Source organism: Micromonospora parva (assembly GCF_040649675.1).
GTDB classification, from domain to species: Bacteria; Actinomycetota; Actinomycetes; order Mycobacteriales; family Micromonosporaceae; genus Micromonospora; species Micromonospora parva.
Map to the genome: position 1 here is coordinate 15,889 of NZ_JBEZFX010000007.1, position 17,323 is coordinate 33,211.

The following is a 17,323-nucleotide window of genomic DNA, read 5'->3' on the forward strand; positions in this document are numbered from 1 at the left end:
GGTGTACGAGTGACCGCGCAGCCGATCGCGCCCACCGCCCACGGGATGTGGAGTCCGGATCCCGTCCGGCAACGGCTGGCCAACCACACCATCGAGGACGTGCTGGCCCTGCCCGACGACGCCCCCCGCGTCGAGCTACGTGACGGCGTCCTCGTCGTGGTCCCTTCCCCGACCTTTGGCCAGCAGCACATCGGCAACCTGTTGTGGATGTGGCTGCGGCAGCACGCTCCGGCCGAGTTGACGCCGGCCACCGCCGTCGGGGTGGCGATCAACTATCGGAACACTCTCGAACCCGACGTCGTCCTGCTGCGGCGTCCGGTGGCGGCCGACCACCACTACTTCGAGGCTGATCAAGTTGTGCTCGCCGTCGAAGTCGTCTCGCCCGGGACCCGTCGTCGGGACCGGCTGGAGAAGCTGGCCGACTACGCGGACGCCGGCATCCCGCACTACTGGCGGATCGAGCAGGACCCGCTGCACGTGTACGCGTACGAACTGGTCGGCGGCCGGTACGAGCTGGCCGCCGACTCCGCCGAGGAGCTGATCGTGGCCAAGCCGTTCGACATCCGCCTGCACCTGCGGGACATCACCCCGTGACCGAGGCCTGGCGACCGGACGACGAGGACGAGCGACGTGGGGCCGCCGGCCCGGTGCGGGTGCGGGTGCCCGCGAAGGTCAACCTGCACCTCGGGGTGGGCCCGCTGCGCCGGGACGGCTACCACGAGCTGAACACGGTCTACCACGCCATCTCCATCTACGACGAGCTGACCGCCCGGCGCGGCGACACGTTGGCGTTGACCATGGAGGGCGAGGGCACCGGCGAGCTGGCCCTGGACGACACCAACCTGATCATCCGTGCCGCGCACGCCCTCGCCGGGTACGCGGGTGTGCTGCCGCACGCCCGCCTGCACCTGCGCAAGCAGATCCCGCTCGCCGGTGGCCTGGCCGGTGGCAGCGCCGACGCGGCCGCCGCGCTGGTGGCCTGCGACGCGCTCTGGGGCACCGGGCTGTCCCGCGACGAGCTGGCCGGCATCGCCGCCGACCTCGGCTCCGACGTGCCGTTCCTGATCTACGGCGGCACCGCGCTGGGCACCGGCCGGGGCGAGGCGGTCAGCCCGGTGCTGGTCCGCCCCACCACGTGGCACTGGGTGGTGGCGATCGCCGACGGCGGCCTGTCCACCCCGGCCGCGTACCGGGAACTGGACCGGCTGCGCGACTCCGGTGCCGCCGGCGCCCCGCTGGGCAGCACCGACGCCCTGCTGGGCGCGTTGCGTCAGCGGGACCCACGGGTGCTCGCCCGGACGCTCGGCAACGACCTGCAGGACGCCGCACTGGCCATGCGCCCGACGCTGGCCGACACCCTCAAGGCCGGCGAGGCGGCCGGTGCGCTCACCGGCATCGTCTCCGGCTCCGGCCCGACCTGCGTGTTCCTCGCCGCCGACGCGGCCAGCGCGGAGCGGATCGCCGCCAAGCTGACCACCGCTGGCGTCTGCCGGCAGGCACGGGTCGCGCACGGTCCGGTCGTCGGCGCCCGGATCAGCTGACCACGCGTCCCGCGAGCGGCTGGCACGCGGCGCGGGCCTTCGGGGCGTCCGCGTACCCTGGGGAGAGGCGTCCAGGTGCCCGCCGGCACCGGGACGCCTTGACATTGAAGGGTGGAACGTGGCGAACATCGTCAATCTGGACCGGGTGTCCAAGGGGTACGGCGCCGCCGGGCGGCTGCTCACGGACGTCTCGCTCGGCCTGGACGACGCCGACCGGATCGGCGTGGTCGGCCTCAACGGCGCCGGCAAGTCCACCCTGCTGCGGCTGCTCACCAAGCAGGAGGACCCGGACGACGGCCGGGTGACGCACCGCCGCGACCTGCGGGTGCTGTGGCTGCCGCAGCAGCTCACCCTCGCCCCCGACGCCACCGTCCGGGACGTGGTGCTCGGCACCGCCTGGCTCGACGAGGGGATGGGCGCCGAGCACGAGTGGGCCGGCGACGCCGGGGTGCGCGCCATCCTCGATGGCCTCGGCATGCCGCACCTCGGCCTCGACCAGCCGGTCGGCCCGATGTCCGGCGGCGAGCGACGGCGGGTGGCGCTCGCCGCGCTGCTCGTCCGCGACTCCGACCTGCTCATCCTCGACGAGCCCACCAACCACCTGGACGTCGGCGGTGTCGACTGGCTGGCCCGGCACCTCACCGGCCGCAAGGGCGCCCTGGTCGTGGTCACCCACGACCGGTGGTTCCTGGACGCGGTCTGCACCACCACCTGGGAGGTCGCCGACCAGACGGTCCGCGCGTACGAGGGTGGCTTCGCCGCCTGGACCCTCGCCCGCGCCGAGCGGGAACGCGTCGCCGCCGCGACCGAGGCCCGCCGGCAGAACCTGCTCCGCAAGGAGATCGCCTGGCTGCGCCGTGGCCCACCGGCCCGCACCTCCAAGCCGCAGTTCCGCATCGACGCCGCGAACGCGTTGATCGCCGACGTGCCGCCGGCCCGCGACACCATGTCGTTGCAGCGGATGGCGGTGTCGCGCCTCGGCAAGCAGGTGTACGAGCTGGACAACGTCGAGCTGCACGCCGGGCCGAAGGAGATCCTGCGCGACGTCAGCTGGCTGGTCGGCCCCGGCGACCGGATCGCCATCCTCGGAGCCAACGGCGCCGGCAAGACCACTCTGCTGCGGATGCTCGCCGGCATCACCCGCCCCGACGGTGGCCGCCTCAACACCGGCTCCACGGTGCGGCCGGCGTTCCTCTCCCAGGAGCTTGCCGAGCTGCCCGGGCAGCTGCGGGTGCTGGAAGCGGTGGAGGAGGTCGCCCGCCGGGTGCAGCTCGGCGACCGGGAGGTCTCCGCCTCCCAGCTCGCCGAGGTGTTCGGCTTCGACGACCGGCGGCTCTGGACCCCGGTCAGTGACCTTTCCGGTGGGGAGCGCCGCCGGTTGCAGATGCTGCGGCTGCTGGCTGGCGAGCCCAACGTGCTGCTCTTCGACGAGCCCACCAACGACCTGGACACGGACACTCTCGCCGCGCTGGAGGACCTGCTCGACTCGTGGCCCGGCACGATCATCGTGGCCAGCCACGACCGGTACCTCATCGAGCGGGTCACCGACACGGCGTACGGGATGTTCGGTGACGGTCGGCTGGTGCACCTGCCGGGCGGTGTGGACGAGTATCTCGCCCGGACCGCCGAGCGGGCCGGGACCAGTCGCGCCGGTGGCACCCCGACCGCCGCGGCCACCGGGGCGACCGCGAGTGGCATGTCCGCCGCCGAGGTCCGGCAGGCCCGCAAGGAGCTGACCCGGTTGGAGCGGCAACTCGGCAAGCTCGACCAGCGGGAGACCACGCTGCTCGACCAGCTCGCGGCGGACGCCACCGACTACGCCCGGGTCGCCGAGTTGGACACCCAGCTCAAGGATCTGCGCGCCGAGCGGGAGCGGATCGAGGAGAGCTGGATGACGCTCGCCGAGGACCTGCCCGAGAGCTGACGGGCGGGGCACACCGGCACGGCCCCCGTGTGCGGCGTCACACCGCCACATGCGAGACAATCGTCCGCGACACCTCACCTCACGGCGTTGGAGACACAGACATGGCCCACACCCCCGTCAACCACCCCGCGCGGCCGATCTACCGGGCGATCGGCGGGCTGACCGGTCTGTACCTGGTCGTCTTCGGGGTGCTCGGCATCATCGCGAGCACCGGCAACGAGATCCTCGCCCAGGACGACACCCGGGTCCTCGGTCAGGGCACCAACCTCGGCTTCTCGCTGCTCAGCGTGCTGCTCGGGATCGTCGTGCTGATCGGCACCGTGCTCGGCCGCAACATCGACGTGGCGATCAACCAGTGGCTGGCGTACGGCCTCATGGTGATCAGCCTGGCCGGTCTCGCGTTCATCCGGACCGACGCCAACATCTTCAACTTCAGCATCACCACCGTGATCGTGGTGATGACTGCCGCACTGGTGCTGCTGATGGTCGGCATGTACGGCAAGGTCGGCACGGAGGACGAGGCGGAGGCGTTCCAGAAGGCTCGGCTCGTTCTCTGATCCTGTCTGTGGTTGCTGCTCTTTGGTTGCGGCCGTGGGTTTTCGCCGGAGCCCGAGCTGCTCCGGGCGGTCAGGCTTGATCCCTGCGCAGCTCGGGCTCCGGCGAAAACCTGACCTGGTCCGGCCTTTCGGCGGACCCTGCCGGCATTGTGGTTCTGCGGACAGTCGGCGCTGCTCTGGGCGACAATTCCCCTGAAACGGTCACATCAGGGGGTCTGGGCATGCCGCATTTTCCGGTCAATCATCCGGCTCGGCCGCTCTACCGGGTCCTCTCCGGGCTGATCGGCGTCTACATCCTGGTATTCGGCGTCTGGGGCGTCGCCGAGACGATCGGCGACCCGCTCTTCGCCCGCAACAGCACCTGGGCCCTCGGACTCCGGACCAACCTGGCCTTCTCGCTCGCCTCGCTGATCTTCGGGGTCTTCCTGATCATCGGGGCCTCGCGGCGCACCAACCTCGGCCACTACATGAACCTCACCGCCGGTGTGGTGTTCCTGGTGACCAGCATCCTGATGATGTCGGTGCTGCAGACCGAGGCGAACTTCCTCAACTTCTCGATGTCGACGGTGGTCGTGTCGATGCTGTTCGGGCTGATCCTGCTCGGCACCGGCCTGTACGACAAGGTCGGCCCGCCGGAGTCCGCCGAGGCGGAGTTGGAGCACCGCAAGCACCCGGTGGCCGACGTGCACCGCCCCTGACCGGGGTCAGCCGCGCCGGGCGGTGATCAACGTCGGCTTCGCCTCCAGGTGCGACAACCCGTTCCAGGCGAGGTTGACGAGGTGCGCCGCCACCGTCTCCTTGCGCGGCTTGCGCACCTCCAGCCACCAACTGCCGGTCAGCGCGACCATGCCCACCAGGGCCTGCGAGTACAGCTCGGCGAGCTTCGGGTCGTACCCGCGGCTCTTGAACTCGGCGCCCAGGATGTGCTCGACCTGGTGCGCCACGTCGTTCATCACGCTGCTGAAGGTGCCCGTCGCGGACATCAGCGGCGACTCACGGACCAGCACCCGGAAGCCGCTGGTCTCCTCCTCGATGTAGCCCAGCAGGGCCAGCGCCGCCTGTTCCAGCAACTCCCGTGGATGCCCGGCGGTCAACGCCGTGGTGATCCGGTCCAGCAGGGCCCGGACCTCCCGGTCCACCACCACCGCGTAGAGCCCCTCCTTGCCGCCGAAGTGCTCGTAGACCACCGGCTTGGAGACCTTGGCGCGGGCCGCCACCTCCTCGATGGAGGTGGCGTCGAAACCCCGCTCGGCGAAGAGTTGCCGGCCGGTCGCTATCAACTGCTCCCGCCGTTGGGCCGCCGACATGCGTACCCGAGAAGTGGTCTTCGGTTTTGGTGCCGGGGCCGGCGTCGCCCGCCGACCCTCGGCACCATCCTTGTTCTCGGGCATATCGCCGCCTCGCTGGCGCTCGATGACGCCCTGCCGTGGGATGGTGTCTCCGCTGTGCCCGTTCACGTCGTCGCCTCACTGGCCGGCGGTCCGACCGCCCTGCCGCGCCGTCCGACCGAACCCGGGTCAGGGCCCGGCTGCCCGGTTGCCGAGTCGTCCGGTCCCCCCGCGTCGCTCGGTCATCCGAACATCCTGCCAGGCGGTGTCCACGAGCACCGCCCGGTTTCAGTGGGGTGCGACCGGCTTCACGAGCTTGGCGGCGATGCGTTCCGGCTTTGGCCAGCGCACCTGCGTCGCCGCGCCGATCTTCTCGAACAACCAGATCACGCGGGCGGAGATGTCCACCTGACCGCGCAGCACGCCGTGCCGGGCGCTGGTCGGGTCGGCGTGGTGCAGGTTGTGCCAGCTCTCGCCGAAGGACAGGATCGCCAGCGGCCAGAAGTTCGAGGCGCGGTCGCCCTGGCGCATCGCGAACGGACGCTCGCCGTAGACGTGGCACACCGAGTTGATCGCCCAGGTGACGTGGTGCAGGAGGCCGATCCGGACCAGCCCGGCCCAGAAGAACGCGGTCAGCGCACCCTGCCAGGACCAGGTCACCAGGCCGCCGATCAGCGCCGGGCCGAGCAGCGAGATGGCCACGAGCATCGGGAAGAGCCGGTCGACCCGGCTGATGTCCCGGTCGGCGATGAGGTCCGGTGCGAAACGGGCCCGGTTGGACAGCTCCCGGCGGAACAGCCAGCCCACGTGGGCGTGGAACAGGCCGCGGGTCAACGCCCAGAAGCTGGTGCCGAAGCGCCACGGCGAGTGCGGGTCACCCTCCAGGTCGGAGAAGGCGTGGTGCCGTCGGTGGTCGGCGACCCACTGAATGATCTCACCCTGCACCGCCAGTGAACCCGCGACGGCCAGAGTCACCCGCAGCCACCGCTTGGCCTTGAACGAGCCGTGGGTGAAGTAGCGGTGGAAACCGACGGTGATGCCGAGCCCGGAGACGACGTACCAGACCAGGCCGATGATCACGTCGGTCCAGCCCAGCCAGCCGCCCCAGGCCACCGGCACGGCGACCAGCAGGGCGACGAAGGGGATGACCACGAAAGCCCAGAGGGCGGCCAGGATGCCGGGGGACTGGCTGCCGTCGGTGAGTGGTTTGGGGCCGGGGCCAGCGGTGTGGGGATCGAGCAGAGCGGTGGACATGGGACCTCGCAGGGGGAAGATGACGATCACTAACTTACGCCTACGTCACCGTAACTTACGGCTCCGTAGATCGCACGGGGAAGTTTCGAATCACCCTCGCGAAACTGATCAAAGACGCAGGTCAGCCGAGGATTGTGGCGGGGTACGTGGGTACTCCGGCAGGCAGGCGGCCGGGGTGCGGGTCGGCCGCCCCGACGTGCCGAGCGGGTCGGTCGCCAGCCGTGCGGCGGGATGAGCGATGGCGCCCGGCGGCCGGGGCGCTAAGGTGTAGCGGCGGGATGTCCATCCCTCAAGCGACGTGCTCGCGTCGCTGATCGGCCGTGGTGTAATTGGCAACACCCGGGTCTTTGGTACCCGTATTTCAGGTTCGAACCCTGGCGGCCGAGCTGCACACCTAGGTCCGTTTTGGGGCCCAGTAGGGGTAAGCGGGGAAGGTGCCGGGCCGCGCGGCTAGCATGGCCGCGAGAGTGTCCGCCGTCCCGACGGGAGCCACATCGTGCCCCAGCCCCACCTCCGTACCGTCGTCGTGCTCGCCGCCGGTGAGGGCAAGCGGATGAAGTCGACACTGCCCAAGGTGCTGCACCCCCTGCTCGGTCGCACGCTGCTCGGTCACGTGCTGAGCGCCGCCGCCCCGCTGGGCGCGGACCGCACCGTCGTCGTGGTGGGACACGGCGCCGACCAGGTCCGGGCGCACCTGTCCGAGGTCGCCCCGGACGCCACGCCGGTGCTCCAGGCCGAGCAGCTCGGGACCGGGCACGCCGTCCGCATCGCGCTGGACGCGGTGCCGGAGGGCGCCGGCACGGTCGTCGTGATCAACGGGGACGTGCCGCTGCTGCGACCCGAGACCGTCGGCGCGCTGGTGACCGCGCACGAGGAAGCCGCCGCGGCGGCCACCGTGCTGGCCGCCGAGGTGCCCGACCCCACCGGCCTCGGCCGGATCGTCCGGGACGCCGACGGCCGCCTGGAGCAGATCGTCGAGGAACGTGACGCCGACGCGACGCAGCGCGCGATCCGGGAGATCAACGCCGGCATCTACGCGTTCGACGCGGTGCGGCTGCGCGAGGCGCTGGGCAAGCTCTCCACCGACAACGACCAGGGCGAGGAATACCTCACGGACGTCTTCGGCCTGCTGCGCTCGGCCGGTGAGCCGGTGGCGGTGCACGTCGCCGTGGACCACGTCGAGACGTTGGGCTGCAACGACCGGGTGGAGCTGGCGTCGCTGCGCCGGCTGCTGCGCGACCGGATCAACGAGGCGTGGATGCGCACCGGGGTGAGCCTGCTCGACCCCGTCACCACCTGGATCGACGTGACCGTGGCGCTGGACCGCGACGCCGTGGTCGACCAGAACACCCAGTTGCGCGGCAGCACGGTGGTCGGCGCGAGCGCGGTGATCGGCCCGGACGTCACCCTGATCGACACGGTCGTCGGCCCGGGCGCGTCGGTGATCCGCAGTCACGCCGACGGCGCCGAGGTGGGCGCGGGCGCCACCGTCGGGCCGTACGCGTACCTGCGGCCGGCCGCCCGACTGGCCGAGAAGTCGAAGGTCGGCACGTTCGTCGAGGTGAAGAACACCGAGATCGGTCCGGGTGCGAAGGTTCCGCACCTCAGCTACGTCGGTGACGCCACGATCGGCGCGAAGGCCAACATCGGCGCGGCGACCATCTTCGTGAACTACGACGGGGTGAACAAGAACCGCACGATCGTCGGTGAGGGTGCCTTCGTCGGCTGCGACACGAGCCTGATCGCGCCGGTCGAGGTCGGTGCCGGTGCCTACGTGGCGGCGGGTAGCGCGATCGCGCAGGACGTCCCACCGGGCGCGCTCGGGGTCACCCGGGCACCGCAGCGCAACATCGAGGGCTGGGTGCAGCGCAAGCGCCCCGGAACGGTCTCCGCGGCGGCTGCCGAGCGGGCGCAACGCGCCGCCGAGGGTGCGTCGGGTGTGGCCGGTGCCGCAAGCGACAGTGAGGCAATGCACGGGGGAGCCAAGAGAGTGGGCGGCACATCCGGCCCGGGAGATACTGCAACCGAATAGTCCCTGACCCACCACCACCGGGTCGGGTACCGCCGACAAAACGGGAGCAGACGGGCCCATGGGCAGCATCGTCGCCGAAAACCGCAAAAGCCTGATGCTCTTTTCCGGACGTGGCTTTCCGGAGTTGGCCAAGGAGATCGGCGAGGTGCTCGGCGTCGCGCCGACTCCGGCCGACGCCTACGAGTTCGCCAACGGCGAGATCTTCGTACGCTTCAAGGACTCGGTACGTGGTTCGGACGCCTTCGTGGTGCAGTCCGTCACGCACGGGGTGAACACCTGGGTCATGGAGACCCTGATCATGGTCGACGCGCTGAAGCGGGGGTCGGCCAAGCGGATCACCGTGGTGCTGCCGTTCTACCCGTACGCCCGCCAGGACAAGAAGCACCGCGGCCGGGAGCCGATCTCGGCCCGCCTGGTGGCGGACCTGCTGAAGACCGCCGGCGCCAACCGCATCCTCACCGTCGACCTGCACACCGCGCAGATCCAGGGCTTCTTCGACGGCCCGGTGGACCACCTCTTCGCGATGGACATCCTGGCCGAGTACGTGGAGCACAAGTACGCCGGCCGGCCGATGACAGTGGTGGCACCGGACTCCGGCCGGGTGCGGGTGGCCGAGCGGTGGACCGACCGGCTGGGCGGCTGCCCGCTGGCGTTCATCCACAAGACCCGTGACCCGATGAAGCCGAACCAGGTCGTGGCGAACCGGGTGGTCGGTGAGGTCGAGGGTCGGGTCTGCCTGATCGTCGACGACATGATCGACACCGGGGGCACGATCGCCAAGGCCGCCGACATCCTCAAGGAGTCGGGTGCCGCGGAGATCGTTGTCGCGTCCACCCACGCGCTGCTGTCCGACCCGGCCACCGAGCGGCTGAAGAACAGCTCGATCAGCGAGATCGTGGTGACGAACACGCTGCCGCTCCCGCCGGAGAAGCAGTTGGACAAGCTCACCGTGCTGTCGATCGCGCCGCTGCTGGCGCGGGCGATCCGGGAGGTCTTCGACGACGGCTCGGTGACCACCCTCTTCGGTGGCCTGAGCTGACCCCGAGCCCCGTTTCCGCCACCTGACACGCTGGCGGGGCGGGGCTGGCAAACTGGCGGAAACGGGGCCGGCGCGCTGGTGGAAGCACCACCGGCGGGCCGGTCTTGAGCCGTGATCGGGGACTGCCGGAAACCCTGGAAACAGCTCGGGTAGACTGGTGCGGTTGCCACGGCGAGGGTGCCCGGCGGGCCGCTGAAAAGCGCCGCACGGAGGCACCGTCATCGACGCGGTGCTCCGGGCAGTCGTTCATGACGCATGAGCCCCAGCGAGCCCCTCGCCCCAGCACCGTTAGACGACAAGCCGCCGCAGCGAAAAGCATCAGGAGTTTCCCCGTGTCCGAGGTAAAGATCAGCGCCGAGCCCCGTACCGAGTTCGGCAAGGGTGGTGCCCGCCGTACCCGCCGGGCCGGCAAGGTGCCCGCCGTGCTGTACGGCCACGGCGAGAAGCCCAAGCACATCGCGCTGCCGTCGCGGGAGTTCGCCGCGGCGATCCGCAAGGGCGGTGCCAACCAGCTCTTCGCGATCGACATCACCGACGGCACCCAGGTGCTGGCGCTGCCGAAGGCGATCCAGCGTGACCCGATCCGCGACACCTTCGAGCACGTCGACCTGATCCTGGTCCGCCGGGGCGAGAAGGTCACCGTCGAGGTCCCGGTCCAGCTGACCGGCGAGGCGGCCCGGGACACCCTGATCGTGCACGACCACGACACCCTCTCGGTGACCGCGGACGCCACCAAGGTCCCCGACCACCTCGAGGCCTCGATCGAGGGCCTGGAGGCGGGCAGCCAGGTGACCGCCAGCGACGTCCAGCTGCCGGCCGGCGTCGAGCTGGCTGCCGACTCGGAGATGACCGTCGCCTCGGTGACCGCCGCCCCGACCGCCGAGCAGCTCGAGGCGACGCTGCCCGAGGTCGAGGTTGCCACCGACGAGGCCGAGGCCGAGGTCGGCGAGACCACCGAGGGCTCCGAGGGCGCGGACGCCGCCCCGGCCGCCGAGGGCGACGAGAACGCCGAGGCGCGCACCGAGGCCTGATCGGTTCAAGCTCTGCGACAGGCGTCCCCGGATGTTCGGGGGCGCCTGTCGGCATATCGGGAGTCGCTGGGATGGGCGTCGGAAGGGACGGGTCGTGACGGACGAGGCGGGGCCGTGGCTGGTGGTCGGCCTGGGCAACCCCGGTCGGGAGTACGCCGGGAACCGGCACAACGTCGGGTTCATGGTGGCCGACCTGCTGGCCGGTCGGGTGGGTGCCCGTTTCGGCCGGCACAAGCGGGCGGTGGCCGAGGTGGCCGAGGCGCGGCTGGGGTTCGGTGGGCCGAAGCTGGTGCTGGTCAAGCCACTGACGTACATGAACCTTTCCGGTGGGCCGGTCGCGGCGCTGGCCCAGTTCTACAAGGTGCCGACGACGCAGGTGATCGCGGTGCACGACGAGCTGGACATCGGGTTCGGTCAGGTGCGGGTCAAGTTCGGCGGCGGTGAGGGCGGGCACAACGGCCTGCGCTCGATGTCGAAGTCCCTGGGGACTAAGGACTACGCCCGGGTGCGGTTCGGCGTCGGTCGACCGCCGGGGCGGCAGGACCCAGCGGATTATGTGCTGTCGGATTTCGGCACGGCAGAACGCAAGGAGCTGGATTTCCTGGTGGACCGGGCCGCCGACGTGGTGGAGTCGGTGATCACCAAGGGCGTGGAGCCGACGCAGAACCTCTACCACGGCAGCTGAGCCGGGCGGGGCGTACCGACTCGGAAACGACGGCCCGGTAGTCTGCGCCTTTCGGCGTGCCGCGACCGGCGACGCGAGTCGCGGCGGATCGGCCCGTGCGGGCAGCGCGGCGAGGCGACGGGAGCGGGCAGATGAGCAGTCCTCCGATGATCGATGGCGCGTTCGCCCGATGGTTGGCGTCCCGGGCCGGGCAGGCGCTGCTCGACCTGCGCACCGAGATGGGTTTCGCCGACACCGGCGCGCTGAAGTCGGCCGGGGACAAGGTGTCGCACGACCTGATCCGCACGGAGTTGGCGAAGTGGCGTCCGGGTGACGCGGTGCTCTCCGAGGAGGACGAGGGGTCGCGGTTGGCCTGGGCCGCGGAGGTGAACACCGGGGCGGTGTCGCGGTTGACCGCGGACCGGGTGTGGATCGTCGACCCGTTGGACGGCACCCGGGAGTTCTCCGAGGAGGGCCGCTCGGACTGGGCGGTGCACGTGGCACTTTGGGCACGCAGCGCGCCGAGTCCGCACGGGCTGGTCGCCGGGGCGGTGGGGTTGCCGGCGCAGCACCGGGTGCTGGGCACCGACTACCCGCCGGCGTACCCGCCGATGACAGTGGAGGCGGCGACTGCCGGCGAGCGGAAGATCCGCCTGGCGGCGAGCCGGAGCCGGCCGCCGGTCTTCCTGACCGACCTGGCCGAGGACGTCGGCGCGCACCTGGTGCCGATGGGTTCGGCCGGAGCGAAAATCGCCGCCGTGGTCACCGGCGAGGTGGACGCGTACATCCATGCAGGTGGGCAGTACGAGTGGGATTCGGCGGCCCCGGTCGCTGTGGCGACGGCCACCGGACTGCACGCTTCCCGGATCGACGGTTCTGCGCTGAAATACAACGAGGCGGATCCGCGACTGCCCGACCTCCTGGTCTGTCGCAAGGATCTCGCCACCCGGTTGCTTGCAGCGCTGCAGAAACATTCCGGGTAGCCTGAGCGCACTTTCTTGACATGCCCGACCGGAAAGGTCTGGAAATCGGATGAGCGAGCGAATCGAGCCGGTGTCATGACCACCCCCGCGGCGTACCAGGTCTCCCACCTGGACGCCCTCGAAGCGGAGAGCATCTTCGTGATGCGCGAGGTGGTCGCCGAGATGGAACGGCCGGTGCTGCTCTTCTCCGGTGGCAAGGACTCGATCGTCATGCTGCGGCTGGCGCAGAAGGCGTTCGCCCCGGCCAACGTCCCCTTCCCGGTCATGCACGTCGACACCGGGCACAACTTCCCCGAGGTCCTGGAATACCGCGACCAGCGGGTCGCCGAGCTGGGGTTGCAACTCGTCGTGGCGAGCGTGCCGGAGGCCCTGGCCAGCGGCATGGTCCGGGAGTCCGCCGACGGCATGCGCAACCGGATCCAGACGCCGGTGCTGCTGGACGCGGTGGAGAAGCACCGCTTCGACGCGCTGTTCGGTGGCGCCCGCCGGGACGAGGAGAAGGCCCGGGCGAAGGAACGGGTGTTCAGCTTCCGCGACGAGTTCGGTCAGTGGGACCCGAAGAACCAGCGGCCGGAGCTGTGGTCGCTGTACAACGGCCGGCACCACCCGGGCGAGTCGATCCGGGTCTTCCCACTGTCCAACTGGACCGAGCTGGACGTCTGGCACTACATCGCCCGGGAACGCATCCCGCTGCCGTCGATCTACTACGCGCACGAGCGCGAGGTGGTCGAACGGGACGGCATGTTCTACGCCGTCAACGAGTTCTTCCGCCCCCGCGCGGGTGAGGAGCGGTTCAAGGCCCAGGTGCGCTACCGCACCGTCGGCGACGCCTCCTGCACCGCCGCGGTCCGCTCTGATGCGGACACCGTGGAGAAGGTCATCGAGGAGGTGGCGGCCACCCGGATCACCGAGCGCGGTGCCACCCGTGGTGACGACCGGGTCAGTGAGGCCGCCATGGAGGACCGCAAGCGGGAGGGCTACTTCTGATGAGCACCGAGATCATGGCCTCCGCGGACGCGGATGGCCGGGCTGTTGCCGGGGCCGGGCCGGAGGCCCGGGCCATGGACCTGCTGCGGTTCGCCACCGCCGGCAGCGTCGACGACGGGAAGTCGACCCTGATCGGGCGACTGCTCTACGACACCAAGTCGCTCTTCACCGACCAGTTGGCGGCCGTGGAGGCGGTCAGCGCGGCCCGCGGCGACGAATACACCAACCTGGCGTTGCTCACCGACGGCCTGCGTGCCGAGCGGGAGCAGGGCATCACCATCGACGTGGCGTACCGCTACTTCGCCACCCCCCGGCGCAAGTTCATCATCGCCGACACCCCCGGCCACATCCAGTACACCCGCAACATGGTCACCGGAGCATCGACGGCGGACCTGGCGTTGATCCTGGTGGACGCGCGCAAGGGCCTGGTCGAGCAGTCCCGCCGGCACGCGTTCCTCTGCTCCCTGCTGCGGGTGCCGCACCTGGTCCTCTGTGTCAACAAGATGGACCTGGTCGACTGGTCGCAGGAGGTCTACGAGCGGATCGCCGACGAGTTCACCGCGTTCGCGGCGAAGCTCGACGTACCGGACCTGACCGTGGTGCCGGTCTCCGCGCTGCGTGGCGACAACATCGTGTCCCGGTCGGAGAACATGCAGTGGTACGAAGGCCCCTCGCTGCTGCACCACCTGGAGCGGGTGCACATCGCGAGCGACCGTAACCTGGTCGACGTCAGGTTCCCGGTGCAGTACGTGATCCGTCCGCAGTCCACCACCGTCACCGACTACCGCGGCTACGCCGGTCAGGTCGCCTCCGGGGTGCTGAAGCCGGGTGACGAGGTGATGGTGCTGCCCTCCGGCTTCACCAGCCGGATCGCCGCCGTGGAGACCGCCGACGGGCCGGTCGCGGAGGCGTTCCCGCCGATGTCGGTCACGGTACGACTGGCCGACGAGATCGACATCTCAAGAGGGGACCTGATCTGCCGGCCGAACAACGCGCCGGCGGTGGCCCAGGACATCGAGGCGATGGTCTGCTGGATGGACGAGACGGCCCCCCTGCGGGTTGGCGGTCGGTACGCGATCAAGCACACCACCCGGTCGGCTCGGGCGATCGTGCGCGGGCTGCACTACCGGCTGGACATCAACTCGCTGCACCGCGACGAGTCGGCCGACGAGCTGCGGCTCAACGAGATCGGTCGAGTGCGGCTGCGTACGACGGTGCCGCTGCTGGCCGACGAGTACCGCCGCAACCGCACCACCGGCGGCTTCGTCATCATCGACGAGGCAACCAACCGCACGGTAGGCGCCGCCATGATCGTCGAAGCCAGTTAACCCCTCTCGACCCCCACCCCACCAACGGCCCACGAACGCCCGCGCTGTCGCGCCCGCGAACCCGTGTCCGGGCCAAGATCGCGCTCGATCCATGAAGTAGTGGCCTCGCCCGCCGGGCGAGGCCACTACTTCACTGAACAAGCACGATCTCCATCCCCCAGCCTTCCGGCCCCAGCCCGGCCCAGCCCGGTGATCAAGAAGTTTGCGTCAGGATGCGGGCTGAAAGTGACGCAAACTTCTTGATCAACCTGGGGCGTGTTGGGGGTTAGCGGAGGCGGGTGGCGCCGGGGGAGGGGAGGACCGTCACGGTGGTGGGGGCGGTGAAACCCTGCGCCGCGTACGCGTCGGTCACGGCGGCGGCGACCTCGTCGGCGCGGTCGGCCTCGATCAGGGCGAGCACGCATCCGCCGAAGCCGCCACCGGTCATCCGGGCGCCCAGCGCGCCGGCCGCCAACGCCGCCTCGACAGCGGTGTCGATCTCCGGCACGGTGATCTCGAAGTCGTCGCGCATCGAGACGTGGGAGGCCGTCAGCAGCGGGCCGATGTCGCGGACCCGGGCGGCACGCAGCAGCGCCACCGTGTCGAGTACGCGCTGGTCCTCGGTGACCACGTGTCGGACGCGACGCCGGGTCTCCTCGTCGTCGAGCTGAGCCAACGCGGCGTCGAGCTGGTCGATGCCCACATCCCGCAGCGCGGCAACCCCGAGCGCGCTGGCGCCGGCCTCGCAGGAACGGCGGCGGGCCGCGTACTCCCCGTCGGCGTGGCGGTGCGGTGCCCGGCTGTCGATGACCAGCACGGCCAGGCCGGCAGCGTCCAGGTCGAACGGGATGTGCTCGACCGACTCGTCGCGGCAGTCGAGGAAGAGGGCGTGTCCGGCCCGGCAACGGATCGCCGCCGACTGGTCCATGATGCCGGTCGGCGCACCCACGTAGACGTTCTCCGCCCGCTGTGCCAGCCGGGGTTGCAGTTCCGGGGCCAGCTCCAGCCCGCCGAGGTCGAGCAGGGCAGCCAGTACGGCTGACTCCAGCGCGGCCGAGGAGGAGAGCCCGGAACCCAGCGGCACGTCGGAAGCGATCGCCAGCCGGGCACCCGGCACGGGATGACCCGCCTCGCGCAGCGCCCAGACCACACCCGCGACGTACGCGCCCCAGCCGGTGACCCGGCCCGGCTCGGCGACGTCGTCCGCGCCGAAGGTGATCGTCTCGCCGGAGAGCTCGGACCAGACCGTCCAGTGCTCCCCGTCCTGCCGATCGGCGGCGACGACGGTGCGCATCGGCAGGGCGAACGGCAGCACGAAGCCTTCGTTGTAGTCGGTGTGCTCGCCGATCAGGTTGACCCGACCCGGGGCCGCCCAGCGCCCGGATGCCTGCCCGCCGAACTGTGCGGAGAAGCCGGCCGCCGCCCGCTCGGCGACATCATCGGCCGGGTGGGTCACGGCGTCTCCCTTCGTTCGCGGCTGCGGGGCTCGCAAACCCGGCTCACTCCTCGCACTCACTGTTGGCCCAGGATGTGCGTGCGGTAGAACGCCCAGGCATCCCCGACCATGTCGTGCAGGGTCGGCTTCTGCGGCACCCAGCCCAGCTCCTCGCGGGCCAGCGTGGACGACGCGACCAACTCGGCCGGGTCGCCCTCGCGGCGCGGGGCGACCTCGACGGGCAGTTGGTGCCCGGTGACCTCGCGGACCACGTCGACGACCTGCCGGTTGGTGAAGCCGTTGCCGTTGCCCAGGTTGTAGATCCGGTGCTGGCCGCTGGTGGCCGCGTCCAGCGCCAGCAGGTGCGCGCGGGCCAGGTCGGCGACGTGGATGTAGTCGCGGACGCAGGTGCCGTCGACGGTGGGGTAGTCGTCCCCGAAGAGTTGGAGTTTCTCCCGCCGGCCGGCGGCGACGTCCAGCGCGATCGGGATCAGGTGGGTCTCCGGGTCGTGCCGCTCGCCGAGCGCGATGTCGCCGGCAAGGTGGGCGCCGGCCACGTTGAAGTAGCGCAGTGACACGGCGGCCAGCCCGTGCGCGATCGCCTCGGAGGTGAGTGCCATGTCGACGGCGAGTTTGGTGGCGCCGTACGTGTTGGTGGGCGCCTTCACCGCGTTTTCGGTGATGGGCAGCTCGGTGGGGTTGCCGTAGACGGCGGCGGTGGAGGAGAAGACCATCCGGGGCACCCCGGCCGCCCGGACGGCGTCGATCAGGGCGAGCGTGCCGACGGTGTTGTTCCGCCAGTACAACTCTGGCTTGATCATCGACTCGCCGGCGGCGATGAGGGCGGCGAAGTGCAGCACCCCGTCGAAGCCGGCGTCGGCGGTGATGACGCGGGCGGCGTCGTGGATGGACGCCTCGACGTGGGTGGCGTCCGGGGCGAGGGCTTCGCGGTGGCCGGTGCGGAGGTCGTCCAGGATGACCACCTGGTGGCCCGCGTCGAGCAGCATCCGGGTCACCACGCTCCCGATGAAGCCGGCGCCCCCGGTGACGAGCAGTTTCACGTCGTTGCCTCCTGCCTGGCCCGCCCGGGACGTGGCCCTTTGGGTGATCACACTAGGGCGGTGGCCGGCATCCTCGCCGACACCACCGGCAACCCATTCCATCATAATCTCTCACGATTAAACAGAGCCGAACATCTGTGGCCGCTCCGCCGGATGGCCGGTGCGGCGGGCCCACGGTGT

Annotated in this window: 16 protein-coding genes and 1 tRNA gene; 13 read left to right on the forward strand and 4 right to left on the reverse strand. The window is 70.6% G+C overall.

From position 1 onward, the window contains the following. The first annotated feature begins 9 nt into the window (after positions 1 to 9). The 5 genes from AB0C03_RS18380 to AB0C03_RS18400 all read left to right on the forward strand — a co-directional run bounded on the left by AB0C03_RS18380 (position 10) and on the right by AB0C03_RS18400 (position 4,720). Positions 10 to 594: a Uma2 family endonuclease gene (locus AB0C03_RS18380; RefSeq protein WP_357638005.1), complete on the forward strand. Its 585-nt coding sequence runs from the start codon at positions 10 to 12 to the stop codon at positions 592 to 594. Next, positions 591 to 1,541, forward strand: coding sequence for a 4-(cytidine 5'-diphospho)-2-C-methyl-D-erythritol kinase (locus tag AB0C03_RS18385; RefSeq protein WP_357638007.1), 951 nt, complete (start codon positions 591 to 593; stop codon positions 1,539 to 1,541). The genes AB0C03_RS18380 and AB0C03_RS18385 overlap by 4 nt, the downstream gene beginning before the upstream one ends. Positions 1,542 to 1,659: 118 nt before the next feature. Then, complete coding sequence (locus AB0C03_RS18390; RefSeq protein ID WP_030329119.1) at positions 1,660 to 3,465, forward strand: ABC-F family ATP-binding cassette domain-containing protein; 1,806 nt, start codon at positions 1,660 to 1,662, stop codon at positions 3,463 to 3,465. Positions 3,466 to 3,566: 101 nt separating this feature from the next. After that, positions 3,567 to 4,022, forward strand: coding sequence for a DUF4383 domain-containing protein (locus AB0C03_RS18395; RefSeq protein ID WP_030329117.1), 456 nt, complete (start codon positions 3,567 to 3,569; stop codon positions 4,020 to 4,022). Between the two features lie 221 nt (positions 4,023 to 4,243). Further along, positions 4,244 to 4,720, forward strand: coding sequence for a DUF4383 domain-containing protein (locus tag AB0C03_RS18400; RefSeq protein WP_030329115.1), 477 nt, complete (start codon positions 4,244 to 4,246; stop codon positions 4,718 to 4,720). A gap of 6 nt (positions 4,721 to 4,726) precedes the next feature. On the opposite strand, the gene AB0C03_RS18405 is transcribed toward AB0C03_RS18400, so the two are convergent. Then, complete coding sequence (locus tag AB0C03_RS18405) at positions 4,727 to 5,413, reverse strand: TetR/AcrR family transcriptional regulator (RefSeq protein WP_357638012.1); 687 nt, start codon at positions 5,411 to 5,413, stop codon at positions 4,727 to 4,729. A 225-nt stretch (positions 5,414 to 5,638) separates the two neighbouring features. Beyond that, on the reverse strand, positions 5,639 to 6,604 hold the full coding sequence (locus AB0C03_RS18410) for an acyl-CoA desaturase (protein WP_030329112.1): 966 nt from the start codon (positions 6,602 to 6,604) through the stop codon (positions 5,639 to 5,641). Between the two features lie 314 nt (positions 6,605 to 6,918). On the opposite strand from AB0C03_RS18410, the gene AB0C03_RS18415 reads away from it, so the two are divergent. The 8 genes from AB0C03_RS18415 (at position 6,919) to AB0C03_RS18450 (ending at position 14,668) form a co-directional block, all read left to right on the forward strand. Further along, positions 6,919 to 6,990 (forward strand) — tRNA-Gln (locus AB0C03_RS18415). Positions 6,991 to 7,097: 107 nt separating this feature from the next. Next, complete coding sequence (glmU, locus tag AB0C03_RS18420) at positions 7,098 to 8,636, forward strand: bifunctional UDP-N-acetylglucosamine diphosphorylase/glucosamine-1-phosphate N-acetyltransferase GlmU (RefSeq protein ID WP_156057333.1); 1,539 nt, start codon at positions 7,098 to 7,100, stop codon at positions 8,634 to 8,636. Positions 8,637 to 8,694: 58 nt separating this feature from the next. Then, positions 8,695 to 9,675, forward strand: a complete 981-nt coding sequence (locus tag AB0C03_RS18425; RefSeq protein ID WP_030329105.1) for a ribose-phosphate diphosphokinase — start codon at positions 8,695 to 8,697, stop codon at positions 9,673 to 9,675. Positions 9,676 to 10,007: 332 nt separating this feature from the next. Further along, positions 10,008 to 10,706, forward strand: a complete 699-nt coding sequence (locus tag AB0C03_RS18430; protein WP_030329103.1) for a 50S ribosomal protein L25/general stress protein Ctc — start codon at positions 10,008 to 10,010, stop codon at positions 10,704 to 10,706. Positions 10,707 to 10,800: 94 nt separating this feature from the next. Then, entirely contained in the window at positions 10,801 to 11,391 is a 591-nt protein-coding gene (pth, locus tag AB0C03_RS18435) for an aminoacyl-tRNA hydrolase (protein WP_030329100.1), read from the forward strand. Positions 11,392 to 11,522: 131 nt separating this feature from the next. Continuing rightward, entirely contained in the window at positions 11,523 to 12,353 is an 831-nt protein-coding gene (locus tag AB0C03_RS18440) for an inositol monophosphatase family protein (RefSeq protein ID WP_210858678.1), read from the forward strand. A gap of 75 nt (positions 12,354 to 12,428) precedes the next feature. Beyond that, positions 12,429 to 13,340, forward strand: coding sequence for a sulfate adenylyltransferase subunit CysD (gene cysD / locus AB0C03_RS18445; protein WP_030329095.1), 912 nt, complete (start codon positions 12,429 to 12,431; stop codon positions 13,338 to 13,340). Beyond that, the gene (locus tag AB0C03_RS18450) at positions 13,340 to 14,668 is read left to right on the forward strand and encodes a sulfate adenylyltransferase subunit 1 (RefSeq protein WP_030329093.1); all 1,329 of its coding nucleotides are present in this window, start codon (positions 13,340 to 13,342) and stop codon (positions 14,666 to 14,668) included. Before cysD ends, AB0C03_RS18450 begins: the two co-directional genes overlap by 1 nt. Before the next feature lie 265 nt (positions 14,669 to 14,933). Here AB0C03_RS18450 and galK read toward each other — a convergent pair whose 3' ends face one another. Both galK and galE read right to left on the reverse strand, forming a co-directional pair. Beyond that, positions 14,934 to 16,103, reverse strand: coding sequence for a galactokinase (gene galK, locus AB0C03_RS18455; RefSeq protein WP_210866615.1), 1,170 nt, complete (start codon positions 16,101 to 16,103; stop codon positions 14,934 to 14,936). A gap of 56 nt (positions 16,104 to 16,159) precedes the next feature. After that, the gene (gene galE, locus AB0C03_RS18460) at positions 16,160 to 17,089 is read right to left on the reverse strand and encodes a UDP-glucose 4-epimerase GalE (protein ID WP_245233550.1); all 930 of its coding nucleotides are present in this window, start codon (positions 17,087 to 17,089) and stop codon (positions 16,160 to 16,162) included. Between the last annotated feature and the right edge of the window lie 234 nt (positions 17,090 to 17,323).

Bases quoted from the DNA above. Each gene is read 5' to 3' on its own strand.
- galE (WP_245233550.1), bottom strand. From the start codon at position 17,089: ATGCTGCTCGACGCGGGCCACCAGGTGGTCATCCTGGACGACCTCCGC.
- AB0C03_RS18405 (WP_357638012.1), bottom strand. From the start codon at position 5,413: ATGCCCGAGAACAAGGATGGTGCCGAGGGTCGGCGGGCGACGCCGGCC.
- AB0C03_RS18410 (WP_030329112.1), bottom strand. From the start codon at position 6,604: ATGTCCACCGCTCTGCTCGATCCCCACACCGCTGGCCCCGGCCCCAAA.
- AB0C03_RS18425 (WP_030329105.1), top strand. From the start codon at position 8,695: ATGGGCAGCATCGTCGCCGAAAACCGCAAAAGCCTGATGCTCTTTTCC.
- AB0C03_RS18450 (WP_030329093.1), top strand. From the start codon at position 13,340: ATGAGCACCGAGATCATGGCCTCCGCGGACGCGGATGGCCGGGCTGTT.
- cysD (WP_030329095.1), top strand. From the start codon at position 12,429: ATGACCACCCCCGCGGCGTACCAGGTCTCCCACCTGGACGCCCTCGAA.
- AB0C03_RS18395 (WP_030329117.1), top strand. From the start codon at position 3,567: ATGGCCCACACCCCCGTCAACCACCCCGCGCGGCCGATCTACCGGGCG.
- AB0C03_RS18440 (WP_210858678.1), top strand. From the start codon at position 11,523: ATGAGCAGTCCTCCGATGATCGATGGCGCGTTCGCCCGATGGTTGGCG.
- AB0C03_RS18400 (WP_030329115.1), top strand. From the start codon at position 4,244: ATGCCGCATTTTCCGGTCAATCATCCGGCTCGGCCGCTCTACCGGGTC.